We start from the raw sequence: 19,585 nt of genomic DNA, 5'->3' as shown, positions 1-19,585 counted from the left end.
AGCGTGGAGAGGAATGACGGATGCGCGCGGCCTTCATCGGACTGATCCTCGGCGGCCTGACCGTCACCGCGGCGGCTGCCTACGACGCCAACGATCCCGCCAATTGCAATGGCATCGGCTGGGACGATGCGCGGCCACTCGTCGTCGCCAAAGTGAGCGGCCAGCCGCGCGTGAATTTCGTCAAGAGCCCCTATGACGATGGCTTCAAGGCCGCAGGCTGTCCCGCTGCGACCGACGCCTGCCGGAAGAAGGCGTACCTCGTCGGCGACGACCTCGTGCTGGTCGGCAGGACCCACGGCGATTTCGTCTGCGTCAGCTACCAGGCGCCGCGTGCGAAGGCCCAGATCTGGACCACCGGCTGGCTGCCGCGCGCAGCCCTCACCACCGTCGCGCCGATGGCCGCGCCGGCAATGTCCGACTGGGCCGGAAGCTGGGAGCATCCGGGAGGGGGACTGACGATCAGGAAAGCGGCCGGCAACCGGCTCAGGATCGAAGGCGATCAGGTGCTGCCGGCCGGTCGCGAGTTGCGCAACGGATCGCTCGGCGCGACGGCAGAGCCCAAGGGCGGCCTCATCGCCTTCGTCGACGACGGCAGCACGCCGTTCGATCGGCCGAATGCCGGCGACGAGTGCCGCGTGCGTCTGCAGCGCATCGGCGCGCTTTTGCTGGTCGAGGACAACAATGATTGCGGCGGTGCCGGCGTCAGCTTCACTGGACTCTATCACCGCAAATAGCCGCTGACGGCTTACGCCCAGCGACGCGCCATCGCCACACAGACGACGACGATTCCGGCTGCGGCGATCATCGTGGCCGACACCGGCTCATGCAGCAGCAGGCTCGCAAAACCGAGGCCGAGGAAGGGCTGCAGCAATTGCAGCTGGCCCACCGTCGCAGTGCCGCCGCGCGCGAGCCCGCGGTACCAGAAGGCGAAGCCGATGAACATGCTGAAGACGGAGACATAGGCAAGGCCCAGCCACGCCGCGGCCGTGATGTCATGTGACGCGCCGGGTAGCGTCAGCACCGCCATCGACAGCATCAGCGGTGCGGACAACAGCAGCGCCCACGAGATCACCTGCCAGCCGCCGAGCCGGCGCGTGAGCATGGCGCCCTCGGCATAGCCCAGGCCGCAGACGATGATCGCGGCGATCATGGCGAGATCGCCGATCGGCGCCGCGACGCCGTCCTGCGACAGGGCGAAGCCCGAGACCGCCGCAGCGCCAAGGACTGCGAACAGCCAGAACAACGGCCGCGGCCGCTCGCCGCCGCGCAGCACGCCGAACAAGGCGGTCGACAACGGCAGCAGACCGACGAACACGATCGCATGGGCCGAGGTGATGTGCTGGAGCGCGAGCGCCGTGAGCAGCGGAAAGCCGATGACCACACCGAGCGATACGATCCCGAGCGACACCAGATCACGCCGGCTGGGCAGCGGCTGCCGCAACAGCAAAAGACAAAGCGCAGCCAGCACGGCCGCGAGCGTCGCGCGTGCGCCCGTCAGGAACAGCGGCGCAAAACCCTCCAGCGCCGCCCGCGTGGCCGGCAGCGAGCCGCTGAAGATCGTCATGCCGACGATGCCGCTCCCCCAACCTTCGATCGATCCCTTCATGCACGGCTCCTCCTCGCAGATCCCTTAGCCGGATCGGGCTTGTTGCGGCAGTCACAGACCGATACAATTTCGACATTCTGTACTGATGCCGAAAGCAATACACTTTGGAATCAAGGACGCTCGAGTCCCGCCGAGACGGCACGCGGACCACCGCCGTGGTCGATGCGATCCGGCAGCGTCTGGCGACGCGCGCGCTCGACGTCGGCCAGCGCCTGCCGTCGATCCGCGCCTTCGCCGCGGCGATGGGCGTCTCGCCGGCCACCGTCGTCGAGGCCTATGACCGGCTCGCCGCCGAGGGTGTGATCCGGGCCCGGCGCGGCTCCGGCTTCTATGTCGCCGACACCGCGCTGCCGCCGTTGGCCCTCGCCGATCGCGAGCCGCACCGTCCGCGGGCGGTCGATCCGTTCTGGGTGTCGCGGCAGTCGCTCGACGCCGGGCCGGGAACGCTGACGCCCGGCTGCGGCTGGCTGCCGGCCGAGTGGATGCCGCAGGACGCGCTGCGGCGCGCGGTCCGCACGCTGGCGCGCGGCGGCGGCCCAGTGCTGAGCGACTACGGCGCGGCGCGAGGATCGGCGGCGCTACGACGGCTGCTGCAGGGCCGCCTTGCCGGCCTCGGCATCGACGCGTTCAGCGAGCAGCTGGTGCTGACCTCGTCCGGCACGCAGGCGATCGACCTGATCTGCCGCATGCTGCTGCGTCCCGGCGACGCCGTGCTCGTCGACGATCCCTGCTACTTCAATTTCCTGGCGTTGCTGCGCGCGCATCAGGCGCGGATCGTCAGCGTGCCGATGACGCCGGGCGGACCCGACGTCGCGCGGTTCGAGGCGATGCTCGCAGCCGAGCACCCGCGGCTCTACATCACCAATTCGGGCCTGCACAATCCGACCGGCGCGACGCTGTCGCTGCAGACGGCGCACCGGCTGCTCAACGCCGCGGCGGCGCATGACACGATCATCGTCGAGGACGACATCTACGGCGATTTCGAGCCGGAGCCGTCGCCGCGGCTCGCGGCGCTCGACGGGCTGACGCGGGTGATCCTGGTCGGCAGCTTCTCCAAGACGCTGTCGGCCTCGGTGCGCTGCGGCTACATCGCCGCGCGCGCCGACTGGATCGAGCCGCTGATCGACCTGCAGATCGCGACCGGCTTCGGCGGCCCCGGACAGTTCGCCGCGGAGACACTGACCCAGGTGCTGACCAGCGGCAGCTACCGCAAGCACATCGAGGAGCTGCGCGCTCGGCTTGCGCGGGCGCGGCCGCGCGTGGCAGCACGGCTGCAGCGCATCGGCATCGCGCCCTGGCTGATGCCACGCGGCGGCTTTCATCTGTGGTGCAGGTTGCCGGACGGCTGTACGGCGATCGAGGTGGCCCAGGCCGCGCTCGAGGAACATGTGGTGCTCGCGCCCGGCGACGTCTTCAGCGCGGCGCAATCCGCCGCGACGATGATGCGCTTCAACGTCGCGCATTGCGAGGATCCGCGCGTCATCCACGCGCTGGAGCGCGCGACAAAGCCACCGGCAGCGCGTTCGTCGCGCCGCCAGGCGGCCAATTCGGCCGACGGATAAGGCTTAGTAGCAGTAGCGCGGGTGTGCGCGGACCCATGACCCGTCGCCGCGCTGCAAATAGCAGCCATTGCGATAGGAATAATAACCGCCACGACGGCGCTCGCCATCGGCCGCGATTGCAGCTCCGGTGCCGGCCCCGATCACGGCGCCGATCGCAGCGCCCCGGCCGCCGCCGATCGCGCCGCCCAGGATCGCTCCGCCGGCGCCGCCGAGGATCGCTCCGCCGAGCACGTCCTGCGCGACAGCCTGATGCACCGGCGCGACGACGGCGAGCGTGAGCAGCGCCGCAGCGCCAAGGCGGGTAGCAAAGGGAATCCCCAGACGTCGGATCATGAACAGGCCTCCGTTCCGAGCACGCTAGTCCGCCCGGCGTGGCCGTTCTTGATGCAGATCAAGGCGACCTCAAGGCAGGGCAATCCCCGGCGTTGCCACGTGACGCATCATGCCGCCACGCGCTGATCCTGCGTGCGGTCCTCGATGATGCTGAGCAGATATTTCGGCTCGCCCTCGCCGATCGAGACCGGCAGCCGGCGCACGACGATGTCGCGCGGACCATTTCCGGGTGTGAGGATGCTATGGGCTCGCGGCTCATCGTCGCCGCGCCCTGCGAGCTGTTCGCGGGCGGCTTCCTCGAGGATCGCGCCGGTCGGCGCGGAGAACAGTTCGCCCGGCGTGCGGTCGATGATGTCGGTGCGTGGCACGCCGAACAGACGCTCGGCGGCGCGATTGACGAACATGTAGCGCAGCGACTGCGCATCCTTGGCCAGCACCGCCTGCGGGATGTTCTCCAGCAATGCGGCGAGGAAATATTCGGCGCGCGCGAGCTTGCGCTCGGCACGGCGCTGCGCGGTGAAATCCTCATGCGTCGCGATCCAGCCGCCGCCGTCCATCGGACGCTCCGAGATGCGGATGATGCGGCCGTCGGCGAGCTCGACCTCGACGACCTCGGCCCTTCGCTCCTTCATGCGCTCCCGTAGCGCGGCGAGGAACTCCGACGGCTTCTCACGCAGCAGGCCGAGCTTGGCGCGGTGCGCGAGGATCTCGCGCACATGCGCACCGGGCTTCGCAACCGAGGCAGGAACGCCGTACAGCTCGCGGTACTGCTCGTTGACCATCAGCACGTAGCCGAAGCTGTCGAGCATGATCAGGCCCTGGGCCATGTTGGCGACCGCGGCATCCAGACGCTGCTGGTTGCTGAGCGCGCCCTGCTCCAGCCGCTCGTGCTCGCGCAGGATGTCGGCGTGCTGGCGCTCGATCTCGACCTCGTGCTGCTCGAGCTCCTGAATCCGGAAGGCGCCGTTCTGGAAAGTCTCCACCGCATGCGCGACCCGTCCGATCTCGTCATGGCGCCGCGCATGGGGAATCTTGAGCTTGATGCGGCCGGCGGCGATGCGGTCGGTGACGCGGGCGATGTCCAGCAGCGGCATCAGCACGCCCCAGCGCAGCGCCAGCGCCGCGGCCGCGATCAGCACGATGATCACCGCCCCGAGCGCGCCCAGATAGAACGCGGCCATGCCGCGCGCGTCGGCCGCCTCGCCGAGCTCGCGGGTGCGGTCGGCATAGAGCCGCGACAATTTCTCGAGGTCCTCGTTGAGCGCGGTGCGCACCGCGCGATTCTCGTCATTGTCGCCGAGCTCGCGCGCCGCCGACGATCCGACCGAGATCGTCTGCCGCGCCATCTCGGTGCGGAATGCGACGAACTGATCGATCCGCTTCCTGAACGGGGCGAACAGCGCGGCGTCGTCATCGGTGACCCGGCTTTCCCATTCGTCGACCACCTTGCTCAGCTGCGCAATCTTCGCAAGCTGCGAGTCGGCGTAGCGCCGCGCGACGGTGCGGTCCAACGACATGTAGATGCCGCGCGATTCCATCACGACCGCGTAGATCAGCGCGTTGGTGCGCTCGATGTTGCGGGCCGCAATGGAAAGCGCTTCGAGCCGGTCGTAGAACAGGCGCTGCTCGCGCAGCGCCGACAGCGCGCCCAGTGTCGACAGCATCACCAGGACGGCGAACGCGGCCGCAGCCGCAGAGATCTTGTCGTTGAGGCTGAACGACGGCAGCGACCTGTTGAACCGGCGCAACAACTCACGCATGACGGGCCCCCTCGATGGAATGCAACCATCAGACGCAAGATGCGTAAACAACAAGTTCCAATTGGTGGAACAGGCACGTAACCGACCGCTAACCAAATCCGATGCCGGAAGAGGCTTGCCCGACGCGCGGCAAGGGCGCTCAACGGCGCGCGTCTCGCCCTACTGCCTGAGCATGATCAGCGGATTGGCGCTGTCGGGCACCAGCCGCCACTGCGCATTGTCGTCCGCCTCGAACCGCCAGGTCTCGCCGCGATCCGACATCAGCATCATCTGGCCGTGCTCGAGCCGCCACTGGCTCGGTGCGAACGCTGCGATGGCGGCGTCGCATTTCGGCTTCACGAACACCTGGAAATTGTCGTGGCCGGCGTCGTTGTTGGTCAGCACCAGGCTGCAGATCGTGGCGCCGTTGCCGCGGACCATGGCCCAATCGCCGATCATCTGGTCCATCGATTTGGCCAGCGACCGCGCCGCCGCGAGGTTCTGCAGGATGTAGACGCCTTCGCCCTGGCGCAGGCCCTCGAAGATGCCGGCCTCGACCTCGGTGAAGTCGATCACCGCCTCGCCATTGGCGGCCTGGAGACTGACGATGTCGAGGCCCTTCACGTTCCAGCCGGCGATGTCCTTGGTGAAGGGCAGCGCGGCGGCGCAGCCCGGCTCCAGCTCGAGCTTCTGCCCGCGCGGCGCAGCGTCCGGCTTCAAGGTCACGACGCAGGTCTTGCTGCGCTCGGTGGTCGCAAGCTCCCACTGCCCGATCATCGCTTTCTTCAGGCCGGCGGCGTCCTGCGCAACGGCAGGGACGCCCGCCACTGACGACAGCAGCGCGATCAGCATTGGGAGCGAACGTTTCATCAGCGGCCTTTCACCGGCGTTTCCGGAACGGGCGTCAGCGGCGGCTTGCCGGCAAACCAGACCTTGAGATTGTCGACCACCAGCTGATCCATCGCGTTGCGGGTTACGATGGCAGCCGAGCCGATGTGTGGCAGCAGCACGACATTGTCCATCGCCTTGAGCGCGTCGGGCACCACCGGCTCCTTCTCGAACACGTCGAGGCCAGCCGCGAGAATCGTGCCGGATTTCAGCGCCTCGACCAAAGCCTGTTCGTCGATGACCGAGCCGCGGGCGACGTTGACGACGACGCCGCGCGGTCCGAGCGCCTTCAGCACCTCGGCATTGACGATCCGGTTGGTGCCGGCGCCGCCGGGCACGATCACGATGAGCGTGTCGACGTCCTTCGCCATCGCGAGCAGGTCGGGATAGTGCTTGTTGGCGACACCGGCCGCCGGATTGCGCGAGTGATAGACGACGGGGACCAGCGAGGCTTCGAGCCGGCGCGCGATCGCCTGGCCGATGCGGCCCATGCCGACCATGCCGACGGTGCGGTCGCGCAGCGAGCCGACGCTGAGCGGATAGGGCTTCGACGTCCACTCGCCGGAGCGCACGAAGCGGTCGGCCTTGATGAACTCGCGGCAGGTGGCGATCAACAGGCCCATCGCGACGTCGGCGACCTCCTCGGTCAGGACATCGGGCGTGTTGGTGACGATGATGCCGTGCTGACCGGCATGGGCGGCCGCGATGTGGTCATAGCCGACGCCGAAGCTTGCGATCATCTCCAGCTTCGGCAGCATCGCCATCACGGCGGCATCGGTCTTCACGGTGTGGAAGGTCACGGCGACGCCGCGGATCCGCCCTTTCACGTCCGCTGGCAGCGCTTCGAGATCGGCCTGTGTCGTCGCATGGTGCACAGTGAAGCTGTCCGGGAAACCCTTTTCCAGGATCGGCCGCAGCGGCCCATAGATCAGAACATCGATCTTGTCAGACGAAGTGGCCGCCATCAGTTGTCCTTTCCAAGAGCACTTTCGTGCCAGCGCCGCAAAACGAGGTGCGAAACTAGCGCCAGCAAGCCATAGATGACAATCCCGGCGACCGACAGCAGCACCAGCGCGGCGAACATGCGGGGTATGTTGAGACGATAGCCGGATTCTGCGATGCGATAGGCGAGGCCTGATCCCGCGCCGGCGCTGCCGGCGGCGATCTCGGCGACGACGGCGCCGATCAGCGACAGGCCGCCGGCGATGCGCAGACCGCCGAGAATATAGGGCAGAGCGGCGGGCAATTTCAGATGGCGCAAGGTCTGCCAGCGCGAGGCGCCGTAGAGCTGGAACAGGCCAGCGAGATTGCGATCGACCGAGTTGAGCCCGAGCGCGGTGTTGGACAGCACGGGGAAGAAGCCGACGATCCAGGCGCACACGACCACCGCGGTCTGCTGCGGCAGATAGATCAGGAGCAGCGGCGCGACCGCGATCACGGGCGTCACCTGCAGCACCACGGCATAGGGAAACAACGCCCATTCCAGCCATCTCGACTGGTTGAACAGCAGCGCCAGCGCGATGCCGCCGAGGGCGGCGGCGATGAAGCCTTCGAGCGTCGTGATCAGTGTCGTCAGCAGCGACTGCGCCAGAATGTCCCAGTCGGCAACCAAGGTCTTCAGGATGAGCAGCGGCCCCGGCAGCACATAAGGCTGGATGCCGTTGACGCGCACCACCAACTCCCACGCCGTCATCGCTGCGACGAAAACCAAGGCCGGAAAGGCGAGGCTCGCCAGCCGCGCTGCCGCGACAAACGTTCTCTGCTCTCGTACGCCGCTCACAGCGCATGCACCCCGGTGTAGGCCGGCGCCAACGCGTCCGAGACGCGGCGGCAATATGCGGCGTAGTCCGGCGAGGCGCGGAACGCATCATCGCGCGCGTCGACGTCGATCCGGATCTCGGCGCTGAGCCGGCCGGGCCGCGCCGTCATCACCAGGACGCGCTGCGACAGGTAGACCGACTCGAACACCGAATGGGTGACGAACAGGACGGTCATGTTCAGGCTGCGCCACAGCGCCAGCAGGTCGTTGTTGAGGCGGAAGCGCGTGATCTCGTCGAGGGCCGCGAACGGCTCGTCCATCAGCAGGATGTCGGGCCGTGTCACCAGCGCTCGCGCCAGCGAGGCGCGCATCTTCATGCCGCCGGACAATTCGCGCGGGAATGCATCGGCAAAATCCGGCAGGCCGACCTGCGCCAAGGCGGCATCGATCCGCGGCCGTGCCTCCGTGGCCGGGACATGCGCAAGCTTCAACGGCAAGCCGACATTGTCGCGCACGCTGGTCCAGGGCATCAAGGTCGGCTCCTGAAACACGAAGCCGATGCGATGGCCCGGATGCGTCTCGGACGCCGCGACGTCGACCGTACCGCCGCTCGGGCTCGCAAGCCCGGCGATCAACCGCAGCGCCGTCGACTTGCCGCAGCCGGAGGGGCCGAGCAGCGAGACGAACTCGCCTTTGGAAATCGTCAGGTCGATCGGCCCCAGCGCGACGACGCCGGACTCGTACACCTTGGTGACGCCGCGCAGGCGTACCGCGGTCGCAACGGCGCGCTCGGACGAGGGAGGTGAGCTCATGTGCTGAAAGCGCCGCTCAAGCGTCCTACTTCTTCGGCCGGAGATCGATGCCAACGCCCTTGTTGACGAAACGCAGCGTATAGGACTTGCGATAGTCGATCGTCGACTTGACCACGCCGGCTCGCACCATCTTGTCGAAGAAGCTGGCGATGCGCTCCTCCGTCATGGCGCCGATGCCCTTGTCCACGCTGTCGCCGGAATCGACGATGCCATACTCCTTCATCTTGGCGACCGAATAGGCCAGCAGGTCGTCGGTCATCTCCGGGTTCATCTTCTTGATCAGCGCATTGCCGGCGGAATTGTCGCCGTAGATGTAATTGTACCAGCCGACGATCGAGGCATCGACGAAACGCTGCACCAGGTCCGGCTTGCTCTCGATCAGGTCGCGCCGCGTCTCGATCAGGGTCGAATAGGTGTTGAAGCCGTTGTCTGCGAGCAGGATCACGCCGGGCTTGAAGCCGGCGGCGCGCTCGACCGCGAACGGCTCTGATGTCACGTAGCCCTGCATCGCGCTCTGCGCGGTGGCGATGAACGGCTGCGGATTGAACGTGTAGGGACGCACGTTCTTCTCCGAGAAGCCGTATTCGGACTTCAGCCACTGATAGTAGCTGGAGATGCCTTCCTTGGAGACGAACAGGGTCAGCGGCTTCAGCTCTTCGAGCTTGGTGATCCTGGACTCCGGATGCGTCAGGAACACCTGCGGGTCCTTCTGGAACATCGCGGCGATCGACACCACCGGCACGTTGTTGGCCACCGCGTCGAACGACATCAGCGTGTTCGCGGCCATGAAGAACTCGATCTTGCCGGAGATCAGCAGCATGCGGTTGTTCTCGTTCGGACCGCCCGGCACGATCGTCACGTCCAGACCGTAGCGCTTGTAGGTGCCGTCGGCGACCGCCTGGAAGAAGCCGCCATGCTCGGCCTCGGCGACCCAGTTGGTGCCGAACGAGACCTTGTCCAGGGTCTGGGCCTGGGCCGCCGGGACCAGCGCACCCGCGACGAGCAAAGCCGCCATTAACGTTCGCGACAGAAGCCCCTGCGTCATGATTGGATTCCCCGGTTAGTCTCGCCCAAGATGCCGTTCGAAGTGCTATGGTCGGGCGATAAGTACCCTGCCCGAGGCACGAAAGAAACAGCCAGCACGATGACCACCCCGCCCCACGACTGGACCGAGCTGCACTGGCCCTTGATCGGAACGTCCGAGGCGGCGCGCTGGATCGCAGTGCTGCCGCTCGCGGCCACCGAGCAGCACGGACCGCATCTGCCGCTCGGCACAGATGTTTACATTGCGGAAGCCTATCTCGCCCGCGTGCGCGCGCTGCTGCCGCCGGCACTGCCGGTCACCTTCCTGCCGGTGCAGCCGGTCGGCATTTCCACCGAGCATATCGATTATCCGGGCACGCTGACCTTGCCGACCGAGACCGCGCTGCGGAGCTGGCGCGCGCTCGGCGACAGCGTGGCGCGCGCGGGAATCAGGAAGCTCGTGATCGTCACCAGCCATGGCGGCAACAGCGCCGCGATGACCCTGGTCGCGCAGGACCTGCGCGCCGCCTTTCGGATGCTGGTGGTGACGACATCTTGGTCGCGCTTCGGCGCGCCCGACGGCCTGTTTTCTTCCGACGAGCTGCGGCACGGCATCCATGGCGGCGCCGTCGAGACCTCGATCATGCAGGCCTGTCATCCGGAGCTGGTGCGTGGCGACGCCATCGCTGCCTTCGCGTCATCTGGCGCTGAGATCGAGAAGAACAATCGCGTGCTGTCGACGCAGCGGCCGGCGCCGATGGCCTGGCAGACGCAGGACCTGAATGCGAGCGGTGCGGTCGGCGATGCCACGCAGGCGTCGGCGGAGAAGGGCGAGCGCGTGCTCGACCACGGCGCGCGGGCGTTCTGTGCGCTGCTCGAGGATATCGATAACTTCGACGTGAACGGGCTCGGCGGCGGCCCGCTGGCGAGCCGTTGGATTGGGCCCAACTAGAGCATGATCCGGAAAAGTGGAAACCGGTTTTCCGGAAAGATCATGCTCAAACAAAGAGATGAGATCATGATGCGATTCCGTGGAATCGCATCATGATCTAACTGGATTTTCAAACGAATCTCTGAACCGCCCCGGCCTTGTTCGGGCGATTCGAACCGCTTTCGAGAAGCCTCCGTCCAATTTGACAGACGGCCAGCACCGGCCGCCCAACGGAAAACAGGAGCCTTCCATGTCCATCAAGACCAAGCTTGCCGCCCTGACCCTCGCCGCCCTGACCGTGACCGGCGGCGTCGCCGCGACCTCCACGCCTGCCGAGGCCCATGGCTTCCATCACGGCTGGGGCTGGGGCGTCGGAGCCGGCCTCGTCGGCGCCGCTGTCGTCGGCAGCGCCATCGCCGCCAGCAACGACGGCTATTACTACGGCGGTTATCGGTACTGCCACTGGGTGGCCCAGTACGACGCGTTCGGACGTTACGTCGGCCGGGTCAGAGCCTGCGGCTATTGATGGCGCGACGGTCACCTTGCCCAACCGAATCCACCAGGGCTCGCCACGTCGGCTCGTGAACGCGCTGCAGCACCGGTCCCGCGTCTGATACGGGTGTCCCCATCAGCTCAGACCCGTGTCCCAACCCGCCCGGCTATCCCCCCCGGGCGGATTGTCGGGGTGGCAGGTCGTTCGACTCAGAACTGCGCGTGCAGCCGCGACCCGATGATCGAGACCGGCCCGCGATCGCGGCTGTAGGCCGGGTTGACGATGAACTGATAGTCAAACGTCAACTGCCAATTGAACACCGGCAGCGAGTAATACGCTTCGAGGATCTTCTCGGCCCCGGGGTGCGGCAGCTGCCCATCACCAATCAGCGCCGTATAGCCGCCCGCGGCCAAATAGGCCTGATGCGCCGGCGAGATCTGATTGACCACCCCTGCGAGGCCGAACGTGTCGTCCGGCCGTCCCCAGAATCTGCCTGACACCGAGGTGCCGGCGGCAAGGGTCGTGTCAACGTCGGTGAACGCGTAGGCCTCCAGCTTCCCGGGCGTGTAGCCGGCGCGCGCGAACACGCCGAGCCCCGGCAGGATCTGCTGCTCCCAATTGGCGGAGATGCCGGGCTTGCTCTTGTAGGTCCGGACCGCCGCGAGATCCGGAGCGGCTCCAGTCTGCGCCGCCAGGGTCACCGCATGCTGGAAATTGCCGAGGCGGGCCCGCGTCAGATAGCCGGTGACCAGGATCTTGCCCGGCTGCCCCCAAAGCTCGTAGCGGCGTTCGAGTTCGCCGACCATCTGGAATTGGCCGAGCTTGGCATCGAGATCGGTGCTGTTTGGGACGGCCGGACCATCGAAGATACCGGCGCGGACCGTCCACGGGCCGGTGTACCACTCGGCCGCTGCGCCATAGGTGAACGCCCAGGCATCCGCGGCATAGTCGAACGTGCCGGTATTGACCAAGGTCCAGTTCAGGAAGTCGGCACGCGGGTCGTGGGCGTATTTGTTCTGGTCGAAGATATCGACGACGCCGAACTTGCCGACGGTGAAGACGAGACGATCGGATGTCTGTGATCCCGCGAACTGGTTGATGCCGGCCTCGACCTTCTGGCTCTCGCCGCCGAGATCGATGGTCTGGCGCAGGAAGGCGCGCGGAATGCGGGCATAGGGATAGCTTGAGCCGACCTTGTAGGCCTCAGCACTCGGGAAGCCGGCGACGCCGAACGTGCCGCTCAGGCCAAAGCCCTGGTCGATTTCGGGGTTGATCCAGATCTCGGCGCCGTCCCAGGGGCGGAAACCGACGTACAGGTCGAGGTCAAAGGTTTCGCGGCCGATATTGGGATCCAGGCTGTTCCGGCCGGCATAGGGGGCACGGAACGGAAAGTCGTACTGCGTCGTGATCGTGGTCTGGCCATGCACGGCGAAATTGTCGAGCTCGGGTGGCACGATGCCCTTGCCGAGCAGATCCTTCTTGGCCGGATCCGTGCCCAGCTGGTAGTTGAGCCCGAGTTGCAGCCTTTGGATCGACAAATCGGAGTCGTAGAGCTGGCCGGCCGCGGTGAAGCGTTTCCGATGATGCCCGAACTCGGAGTCCAGGAATTCGAGCTTGGCGCTCCAGGCCGGCGCGATCGGCACTTCCACCCCGAGACCGGCGACCCAGCCGAGCCGCCAGGTCAGCGCCGTATCGACGTCGCCCACCGCCGCATTGCCGGCCGTGCCCGCGAGCTGAGTCCGCTCCAGACGGTCGTAGCTCCAGGCGAGGCCGCCGGTCGCGTAGACCAGCCATGGATTGAAGTCGTAACCGATACGCCCGCGCAGCGTACCCGTCCCCAGCACCGTATCGCGATAGGCCGCCTGGCCAGTTGCCGGGGAGGTCGGGGCCCGCACGCCGGCGAGCGTGTTCGGAGCCGAGAAGTCCCCCTCCACGCCGAGCAGGAGGCGCGGCGACAGCATCCGGTTGTAGCCGGCCTGCAGGCCGAACAGATAGCTGCCGGTCCCCTTGAAGGCATCATAGGAGTTAAACAGGCCGGTCGATCCCGAGAGCATCGGGACGCCGGCGCCGGCCTCGAGGGCGGTCCAGCCGGACTTGCCTGCGGCGTAGCCGAGGTGCCCGCCGATATAGAATCCGTTCCAGTCAGGGGCCGCCGAATTGTCATACGACTGCGGCCGCGAATTTACCGACCCGAGATCGGCCGCTGTCGCGGTTTTGGACAAAGTGAGCAGGAGACCGAGCGTCGCCCGAGCCAGGAGCCGGTGGTCCATCTTGTTCAATTCACGTGAGAATTACGATCAGTGCCGTTCTGACATCATCTCGTAACGGATTTGCAACACGCGGGTCTCCCACCATGCGGCAGTTCCGTCTTCGAATCGCTCGTCAGCTCGATTGCCTTGCGACGTCATGTCACAAGCGAGCTCGATCGCGAAGGGCCGACACCCGTTCCCACAGCCGATAGGGCCATCGAAAATCACCGCTTCCGCGCGCGAGCCGTGACGTGTGACTTCAAAGTCATTGCAAGTAACTTGCAATATTCGCTAGGGTCCGCATCACCAGCGCCTCTGTTCACTCCTGCTCTTGCGGTCCATACGCTTGCCGACGGTTACGCCAATACGATCCGGACGATCGCGCGTCCGAAGCTGGACCGGGCTTGCCGCCGTCGTCGTCCTCGGCTCGGGAGCTGCGGCCCAGGCCGCGGATTTGGCGCTGAAAGCGCCGGTCGCACAGACGGAGTTCGATTGGACGGGTGTCTATGTCGGCGGCCACGCCGGCTATACGCGCGATCGGAATCACGAAGCTCGTGATTGTCACCAGCCATGGCGGCAACAGCGCCGCGATGACCCTGGTCGCGCAGGATCTGCGCGCAGATCACCGCATGCTGGTGGTGACGACGTCATGGTCGCGCTTCGGCGCGCCCGATGGCCTGTTCTCCGCCGACGAGCTGCGTCACGGCATCCATGGCGGTGCCGTCGAGACCTCGATCATGCTGGCCCGCCATCCCACGCTGGTGCGCAGCGATGCCATCGCCGCTTTCCCCTCGCGCGGCGCTGAGATGGAAACGACCTACAAGGTGCTTTCGACGCAGCGGCCGGCGCCGATGGCCTGGCAGACGCAGGACCTGAATGCGGGCGGCGCGGTCGGCGATGCCACGCAGGCCTCGGCGGAGAAGGGCGAGCGCGTGCTGGACCACGGCGCGCGGGCGTTCTGCGCGCTGCTGGAGGACGTCGATAACTTCGACGTGACCACGCTCGGCCACGGCCCGCTGCCGGGCTCCTGAGCCAAAGATAACATTCTGGATCTTCTGATGAATCTCCGGATGGCGTCGATCGCCATCAGGCGATTCGAACCGGTTTCGAAAAGGCTCCGTCCAATTTGGCGAGCGGCCGACGCCGGCCGCCGCAACATCAAACAGGAGCCTTCACCATGTCGATCAAGACCAAGATTGCCACCCTCGCGCTGACCGCGCTCGCCGTGACCGGCAGCATCGCCGCAACGTCGACGCCTGCGGCGGCCAACGGCTTCCATCATCATCACCATTGGGGCTGGGGCGTCGGTGCCGGCCTCGTCGGAGCCGCCGTCGTCGGCAGCGCCATCGCCGCCAGCAACGACAGCTACTCCTATGGCGGTGGCTATCGGTACTGCCGCTGGGTGCCGCAGTACAACGTCTACGGCCAGTATGTCGGCCGCGTCAGGGCCTGCGGCTATTGATGCCGGGCGTTCGTCGCGTCCCGCCCGGCCCCGGCCAAGGCCCGCCTCGCCAATTCGCCAAGGCCGGGCGTCTACCACCCCGATCTGCGATCTCGACAGCCCGCCCGGCCGCCCGGGCGGGCTGATTGTTGCGTGGGCGCCACACCCTCAATCGGAAACCGGATGAGACCGCCCCACGCTTGCTGTTGCGAATTAATCGCAATATAAATCATCCACAAATTACCGCGTGCCGTCCACACTTCCGATCGAACATCGACGACTCCGTAATCTTCTCGTGACTGTGCGCGGGCAATCAGTTGTGACGTTTGCCTGTGTCGTTTGCCTCGCCTTGGGAATCCGCCGCCATGATCCGTTCGAACTGCACCCGGGAGATGATCGCGGCCGGCGCCATGATCGCCGCGCTCGCTGCCCCCGCCGCTGCCGCCGACCTGCCGGTCAAGGCGCGGATGGCGCAGACGGTGTTCGACTGGACCGGCCTCTATGTCGGCGTCCATGCCGGCTATACGCGCGACCGCGCCCAGGCGACGCTGACCGACCCGAGCGGGACGGTCAGCGCCGGTAGCCCGTTCAGCGGTCTCACTGGCGGCGTGCAGGCCGGCTACAACTGGGTCACCCGGTCTGGCCTGCTGCTCGGGCTCGAGGGCGATTTCAGCTTCCCCAACTATCTCACCTCCAACCACACCGTCGCGATGCTCGGCACGCCCGGCTCGAACGTCTCGGAGCTGTGGGACTATGTCGCCACCGCCCGCGGCCGCGTCGGCTACATCAGGGGCGACTGGCTGGTCTATGCCACCGGCGGCCTCGCCTGGACCGGCGGCCGCTTCATCAACACGACGGCAGCCGGCGACACCGAGAAGCTGCTGACGACGCGGCTCGGCTGGGCCGCCGGCGCCGGCATCGAGCGCAGCTTTGCGCCGCATTGGAGCTGGCGCCTCGAATATCTCTACAGCCATTTCGAGAACGGCGGCGTCCGCTTCTCCAACGGCGCCAGCTACAATTCGCAACTCGACTTCCAGACCCTGCGGGTCGGGCTCAACCGCAAGCTCGATTTCGTGGGCGGTCCCGACCTGAAGCTCAAGAGCGATCCGTCCGATCCCGAATCCGACCGCTGGGAGATCCACGGCCAGGCGACCGTGATCGGCCAGGGCTATCCGGCGTTCCGCGCCGCCTACACCGGCGCCAACAGCCTGACACCCGCGCGTCAATTCCAGGAGACCTGGAGCAACAGCCTGTACATCAACGCGCGGCTGTGGGACGGCGGCGAGGTCTACTACAATCCCGAGCTGCTGCAGGGCTTCGGCCTCAGCAACACCGTCGGAGCAGGCGGCTTCCCCAATGGCGAAGCGCAGAAGTCCGACTTCCCCTATCCGCACTACAACACCTCGCGGCTGTTCCTGCGCCAGACCTTCGGCTTCGGCGGCGAGCAGGAGCAGCTCGGCAGCGGCCAGCTGCAGCTGTCCGGCAAGCAGGACATCTCGCGTCTCACGCTTCAGATCGGAAAATTCCCCGTGCTCGACGTGTTCGACGGCAACGCCTACGCCAAGGACGCACGCAAGGACTTCATGAACTGGTCGGTCTGGGCGCCCGGCGCCTTCGACTATGCCGCTGACAAGCTCGGACTGACCTATGGCGCCACCGCCGAGTTGAACCAGAAGAACTGGGCGCTGCGCGCCGGCTATTTCCTGGTCGATGCCGAGTCAAACTCGAACAATTTCGACACGAAGGTTTTCAGACGCGGCAGCTACGTCGTCGAGCTGGAGACCCGCTATCAGCTGTTCTCGCAGCCGGGACATTTGCGCACGATCGGCTGGTTCAACAGCGTGTTCGCCGGCAGCTATCGCGAGACGCTGGACAATCCCGCGCTCAATCTCGACATCGGCCAGACCCGCCGCGGCCGCGGCAAATTCGGCTACGTCATCAGCTTCGACCAGGCGCTCTCCGACGATGTCGGCCTGTTCGGACGCTGGAGCTGGAACGACGGCAAGAACGAGATCATGGCGTTCACCGACATCGACAGCAGCCTGTCGTTGGGCACCTCGATCAAGGGCGCGCGCTGGGGCCGTCCCGACGACACCATCGGCCTCGCCGGCGTGACCAACGGGCTGTCGCGCGACCACCGCGCATTCCTCGCCGCCGGTGGCCTTGGCCCCTTGATCGGCGACGGCGCGCTGAACTACCGGCGCGAGAACATCATCGAGGCCTACTACGCCTACTCGATCAACAAATACCTGACCTTCACGGCGGACTATCAGTTCATCAGCAATCCCGCCTACAACGCCGACCGCGGTCCGGTGTCGATCTTCTCGGGGCGGCTGCACGGGGATTTCTGAGCGGCGGCTGTTTTTATTTGCGCAGGCCATAGCTCCTCACTCGGTGTCGTCCCCGCAAACGCGGGGACCCATACCGCGGAAGCTATCGAGGGACGTCACTGCCGATTGCCCGCCTCATGACGGTCGGTGGCGATGGGTCCCGGCTCAAGGCCGGGACGACAGCGGAGGTCCAGGCGCGGCAAGCCCCAATCTGACCGCCCACCCGTCTCCAGCCATGCGCCCACCGCAGCGCGGCATTGGGCGATTGCCATCCCCATATGCTAGGACCTGTCCCCATCCCGCCCCCTCCGGGCGCCAGACCAGGTCGAAATGCTCTCCGTCGAACTCGCCATCATCGTCGTCCTCATCGTCGTCAACGGGCTGTTGTCGATGTCCGAACTCGCGATCGTCTCGTCGCGGCCGGCACGCCTCGCCATGCTGGCCGAAAAGGGCATCGCCGGCGCGCGGCGGGCGCTGACGCTGGCGTCCGATCCGGGGAGGTTCCTGTCGACGGTGCAGATCGGCATCACCCTGGTCGGCGTGCTCTCCGGCGCGTTCTCGGGCGCCACGCTCGGCCAGCGCCTGACGCAGTGGCTGCTGGAGCTCGGCCTGTCCGCCTCCGTTGCCGACATCATCGGCGTCGGCCTGGTCGTCACCACCATCACCTATGCGACCCTGATCGTCGGCGAGCTGGTGCCGAAGCAGCTGGCGCTGCGCGACCCCGAGGCCGTGGCGGTCCGCGTCGCGCCCGCCATGCAGGTGCTCGCCAAGGTGTCGCTGCCGCTCGTGGTGCTGCTCGATCTCTCCGGCAAGTTGATCCTGACGCTGCTCGGCCGCTCCGGCGAGGCCGAGGAGAAGGTGTCGGAGGCGGAGATCCACCATCTGGTGCGCGAGGCCGAGACCGCAGGCGTGCTCGAGCCCGGCGAGAAGGAGATGATCGCCGGCGTGATGCGGCTCGGCGACCGCCCGGTCGGCGCCATCATGACGCCGCGCCCCGAGGTCGACGTCGTCGACCTCAACGACGATCCCAAGACCATTCGCGAGCTGCTCGCCAAGAGCCCGCATTCGCGCCTGCCGGTGTCGGACGGCGAGCGCGACCGTCCGATCGGCGTGCTCCAGGCCAAGGACCTGCTGGCCGCCTATCTGCGCGACGAGACGCCGGACCTGCGCAGCCTGGTGCGCGAGGTGCCGATCATTCCCTCCACCGTCGATGCGCGCGACGTGATCGCGATTCTCAAGGTGGCGCCCGTGCATATGGGGCTGGTCCACGACGAATACGGCGCGTTCGAAGGCGTCGTGACCGCGGCGGATATTCTGGAGTCGATCGTCGGCGCGTTCTCCTCCGAGGAAGGCCCGCCGGAGCCGGCCTGCCTCCGCCGCGACGACGGATCGCTGCTCGTCTCCGGCTGGATGCAACTCGACGAGTTCGCCGACGTCCTCGCCATCGAGGTGCCGCCACATCGCGGCTACCACACCGTCGCCGGCCTGGTGCTGCAGCATTTCGGCAGCGTGCCCGCGGTCGGCCAGAGCTTCGAGCTGCAAGGGTGGCGCTTCGAGATCATCGACCTCGACGGCCGCCGCATCGACAAGATCCTGGCGACCAGGCTCGCCCCGGAGGGCGGCGAGCCGAACGTGGGGTAGCGCTCACTCAATTGCGCCAGGGCGTTTCATGATGCGTATCTCGGCCCGCATCATCGAGAGACCCGCGCAGGCGCGGCACCGGCGGTGCGCCCCCTCTCCCGCTTGCGGGGGAGGGCTGGGGTGGGGGTGCCACAGCGGCAGTCTTTCCGGAGCAATCCCCCACCCGCATCGCATCTGACGATGCGATGCGACCTCCCCCGCACGCGGGGGGAGGCGCTGACCGATCGCGCCGCGCCTGCGTGCCACAAACAACTTTGCAATCCCCGATTCGCCCGTCGGGCGGAGTGCCGATCTCCAACACGCCGGCGGACGGCCGATGCGCCACGCATGTCGCCTGCGCCAAAACACTCATTTCCCCCGCGCCCTCAATATGAAGACCCACTTCAAGAGCCTCTGCGAAAAATAAACAGCTTCCGAAAATCATAATTCCTGTCCTATGCTCCTCCCATTCCGGTCCTGATGAGGGGCGTACGCGCGTCGTCACGAACGTTGGACCGGCAATGCGATGGACGTGACGGCGGCGCTGGACGAGCGCTGTCGTCGCGGACGGCGAAATCGTGTGGTCCTGACCTCCCGACGCTGAGGTCCGCGGCAGCGCGCGTGATGCGCGCGTTGTCGCCACGGTGGCCAGAAAGCCGGCGCACCGGGGAGATCACGTATAAGCCGTTAAAACCGATCGCGCAGGGAGGGCCGGGTCGTTCCGGCTGAACCTTGTATGGGGAGTAAGTTGTCAAGAGGGGCGTCGTTTGTTGGGGGCGGTCTTTGGCGCCAAGGAGAG

16 protein-coding genes and 1 pseudogene are annotated in these 19,585 nt (G+C 66.6%); 8 read left to right on the top strand and 9 right to left on the bottom strand.

All coding sequences use genetic code 11. The features are described 5' to 3' along the window. Positions 1 to 20 precede the first annotated feature (20 nt). The gene (locus tag QX135_RS23820; RefSeq protein WP_315783963.1) at positions 21 to 734 is read left to right on the top strand and encodes a hypothetical protein; all 714 of its coding nucleotides are present in this window, start codon (positions 21 to 23) and stop codon (positions 732 to 734) included. 11 nt (positions 735 to 745) lie between these two features. Here the strand turns inward: QX135_RS23820 and QX135_RS23815 are convergent, their stop codons facing one another. Then, entirely contained in the window at positions 746 to 1,606 is an 861-nt protein-coding gene (locus tag QX135_RS23815; protein WP_315783965.1) for a DMT family transporter, read from the bottom strand. Positions 1,607 to 1,761: 155 nt separating this feature from the next. Between QX135_RS23815 and QX135_RS23810 the strand changes: the two genes are divergently transcribed. Continuing rightward, positions 1,762 to 3,168, top strand: coding sequence for a PLP-dependent aminotransferase family protein (locus tag QX135_RS23810; protein ID WP_315783967.1), 1,407 nt, complete (start codon positions 1,762 to 1,764; stop codon positions 3,166 to 3,168). A gap of 3 nt (positions 3,169 to 3,171) precedes the next feature. Here the strand turns inward: QX135_RS23810 and QX135_RS23805 are convergent, their stop codons facing one another. From QX135_RS23805 to QX135_RS23775, 7 genes are all read right to left on the bottom strand, one after another. Continuing rightward, complete coding sequence (locus tag QX135_RS23805) at positions 3,172 to 3,501, bottom strand: hypothetical protein (RefSeq protein WP_315753882.1); 330 nt, start codon at positions 3,499 to 3,501, stop codon at positions 3,172 to 3,174. Between the two features lie 107 nt (positions 3,502 to 3,608). Next, entirely contained in the window at positions 3,609 to 5,261 is a 1,653-nt protein-coding gene (locus tag QX135_RS23800; protein WP_315783969.1) for a PAS-domain containing protein, read from the bottom strand. A gap of 159 nt (positions 5,262 to 5,420) precedes the next feature. Beyond that, positions 5,421 to 6,017, bottom strand: a complete 597-nt coding sequence (locus QX135_RS23795; RefSeq protein WP_315774075.1) for an AprI/Inh family metalloprotease inhibitor — start codon at positions 6,015 to 6,017, stop codon at positions 5,421 to 5,423. A 92-nt stretch (positions 6,018 to 6,109) separates the two neighbouring features. After that, positions 6,110 to 7,093, bottom strand: a complete 984-nt coding sequence (locus tag QX135_RS23790; protein ID WP_315783971.1) for a 2-hydroxyacid dehydrogenase — start codon at positions 7,091 to 7,093, stop codon at positions 6,110 to 6,112. Further along, entirely contained in the window at positions 7,093 to 7,821 is a 729-nt protein-coding gene (locus QX135_RS23785; protein ID WP_409997693.1) for an ABC transporter permease, read from the bottom strand. Before QX135_RS23785 ends, QX135_RS23790 begins: the two co-directional genes overlap by 1 nt. Before the next feature lie 83 nt (positions 7,822 to 7,904). Beyond that, entirely contained in the window at positions 7,905 to 8,699 is a 795-nt protein-coding gene (locus tag QX135_RS23780; RefSeq protein WP_315783973.1) for an ABC transporter ATP-binding protein, read from the bottom strand. 25 nt (positions 8,700 to 8,724) lie between these two features. Then, positions 8,725 to 9,714 (bottom strand): ABC transporter substrate-binding protein, encoded by a 990-nt coding sequence (locus QX135_RS23775; protein WP_315783995.1) that lies wholly within the window; start codon positions 9,712 to 9,714, stop codon positions 8,725 to 8,727. A 129-nt stretch (positions 9,715 to 9,843) separates the two neighbouring features. Here QX135_RS23775 and QX135_RS23770 point away from each other — a divergent pair, with 129 nt between their 5' ends. Continuing rightward, entirely contained in the window at positions 9,844 to 10,674 is an 831-nt protein-coding gene (locus tag QX135_RS23770) for a creatininase family protein (RefSeq protein WP_315783975.1), read from the top strand. A gap of 229 nt (positions 10,675 to 10,903) precedes the next feature. Next, the gene (locus tag QX135_RS23765) at positions 10,904 to 11,179 is read left to right on the top strand and encodes a hypothetical protein (protein WP_315783977.1); all 276 of its coding nucleotides are present in this window, start codon (positions 10,904 to 10,906) and stop codon (positions 11,177 to 11,179) included. Positions 11,180 to 11,355: 176 nt separating this feature from the next. On the opposite strand, the gene QX135_RS23760 is transcribed toward QX135_RS23765, so the two are convergent. After that, entirely contained in the window at positions 11,356 to 13,416 is a 2,061-nt protein-coding gene (locus QX135_RS23760) for a carbohydrate porin (protein ID WP_315783978.1), read from the bottom strand. A gap of 518 nt (positions 13,417 to 13,934) precedes the next feature. Here QX135_RS23760 and QX135_RS23755 point away from each other — a divergent pair. The 4 genes and pseudogenes from QX135_RS23755 to QX135_RS23740 form a co-directional block, all read left to right on the top strand. Next, a pseudogene (locus tag QX135_RS23755) lies at positions 13,935 to 14,426 on the top strand (creatininase family protein); the annotation flags it as partial. A gap of 146 nt (positions 14,427 to 14,572) precedes the next feature. After that, positions 14,573 to 14,857 (top strand): hypothetical protein, encoded by a 285-nt coding sequence (locus QX135_RS23750; protein ID WP_315735045.1) that lies wholly within the window; start codon positions 14,573 to 14,575, stop codon positions 14,855 to 14,857. Between the two features lie 344 nt (positions 14,858 to 15,201). Then, entirely contained in the window at positions 15,202 to 17,187 is a 1,986-nt protein-coding gene (locus QX135_RS23745) for a carbohydrate porin (RefSeq protein WP_316177530.1), read from the top strand. Positions 17,188 to 17,496: 309 nt separating this feature from the next. After that, positions 17,497 to 18,807, top strand: coding sequence for a hemolysin family protein (locus tag QX135_RS23740; RefSeq protein WP_315735049.1), 1,311 nt, complete (start codon positions 17,497 to 17,499; stop codon positions 18,805 to 18,807). The last annotated feature ends 778 nt before the right edge of the window (positions 18,808 to 19,585 follow it).

The sequence above is a fragment of the Bradyrhizobium sp. SZCCHNR1098 genome, assembly GCF_032489375.1.
GTDB lineage: Bacteria > Pseudomonadota > Alphaproteobacteria > Rhizobiales > Xanthobacteraceae > Bradyrhizobium.
Note: the sequence above shows the minus strand (reverse complement) of the source record. Positions and strands in the feature narration are given on the sequence as shown.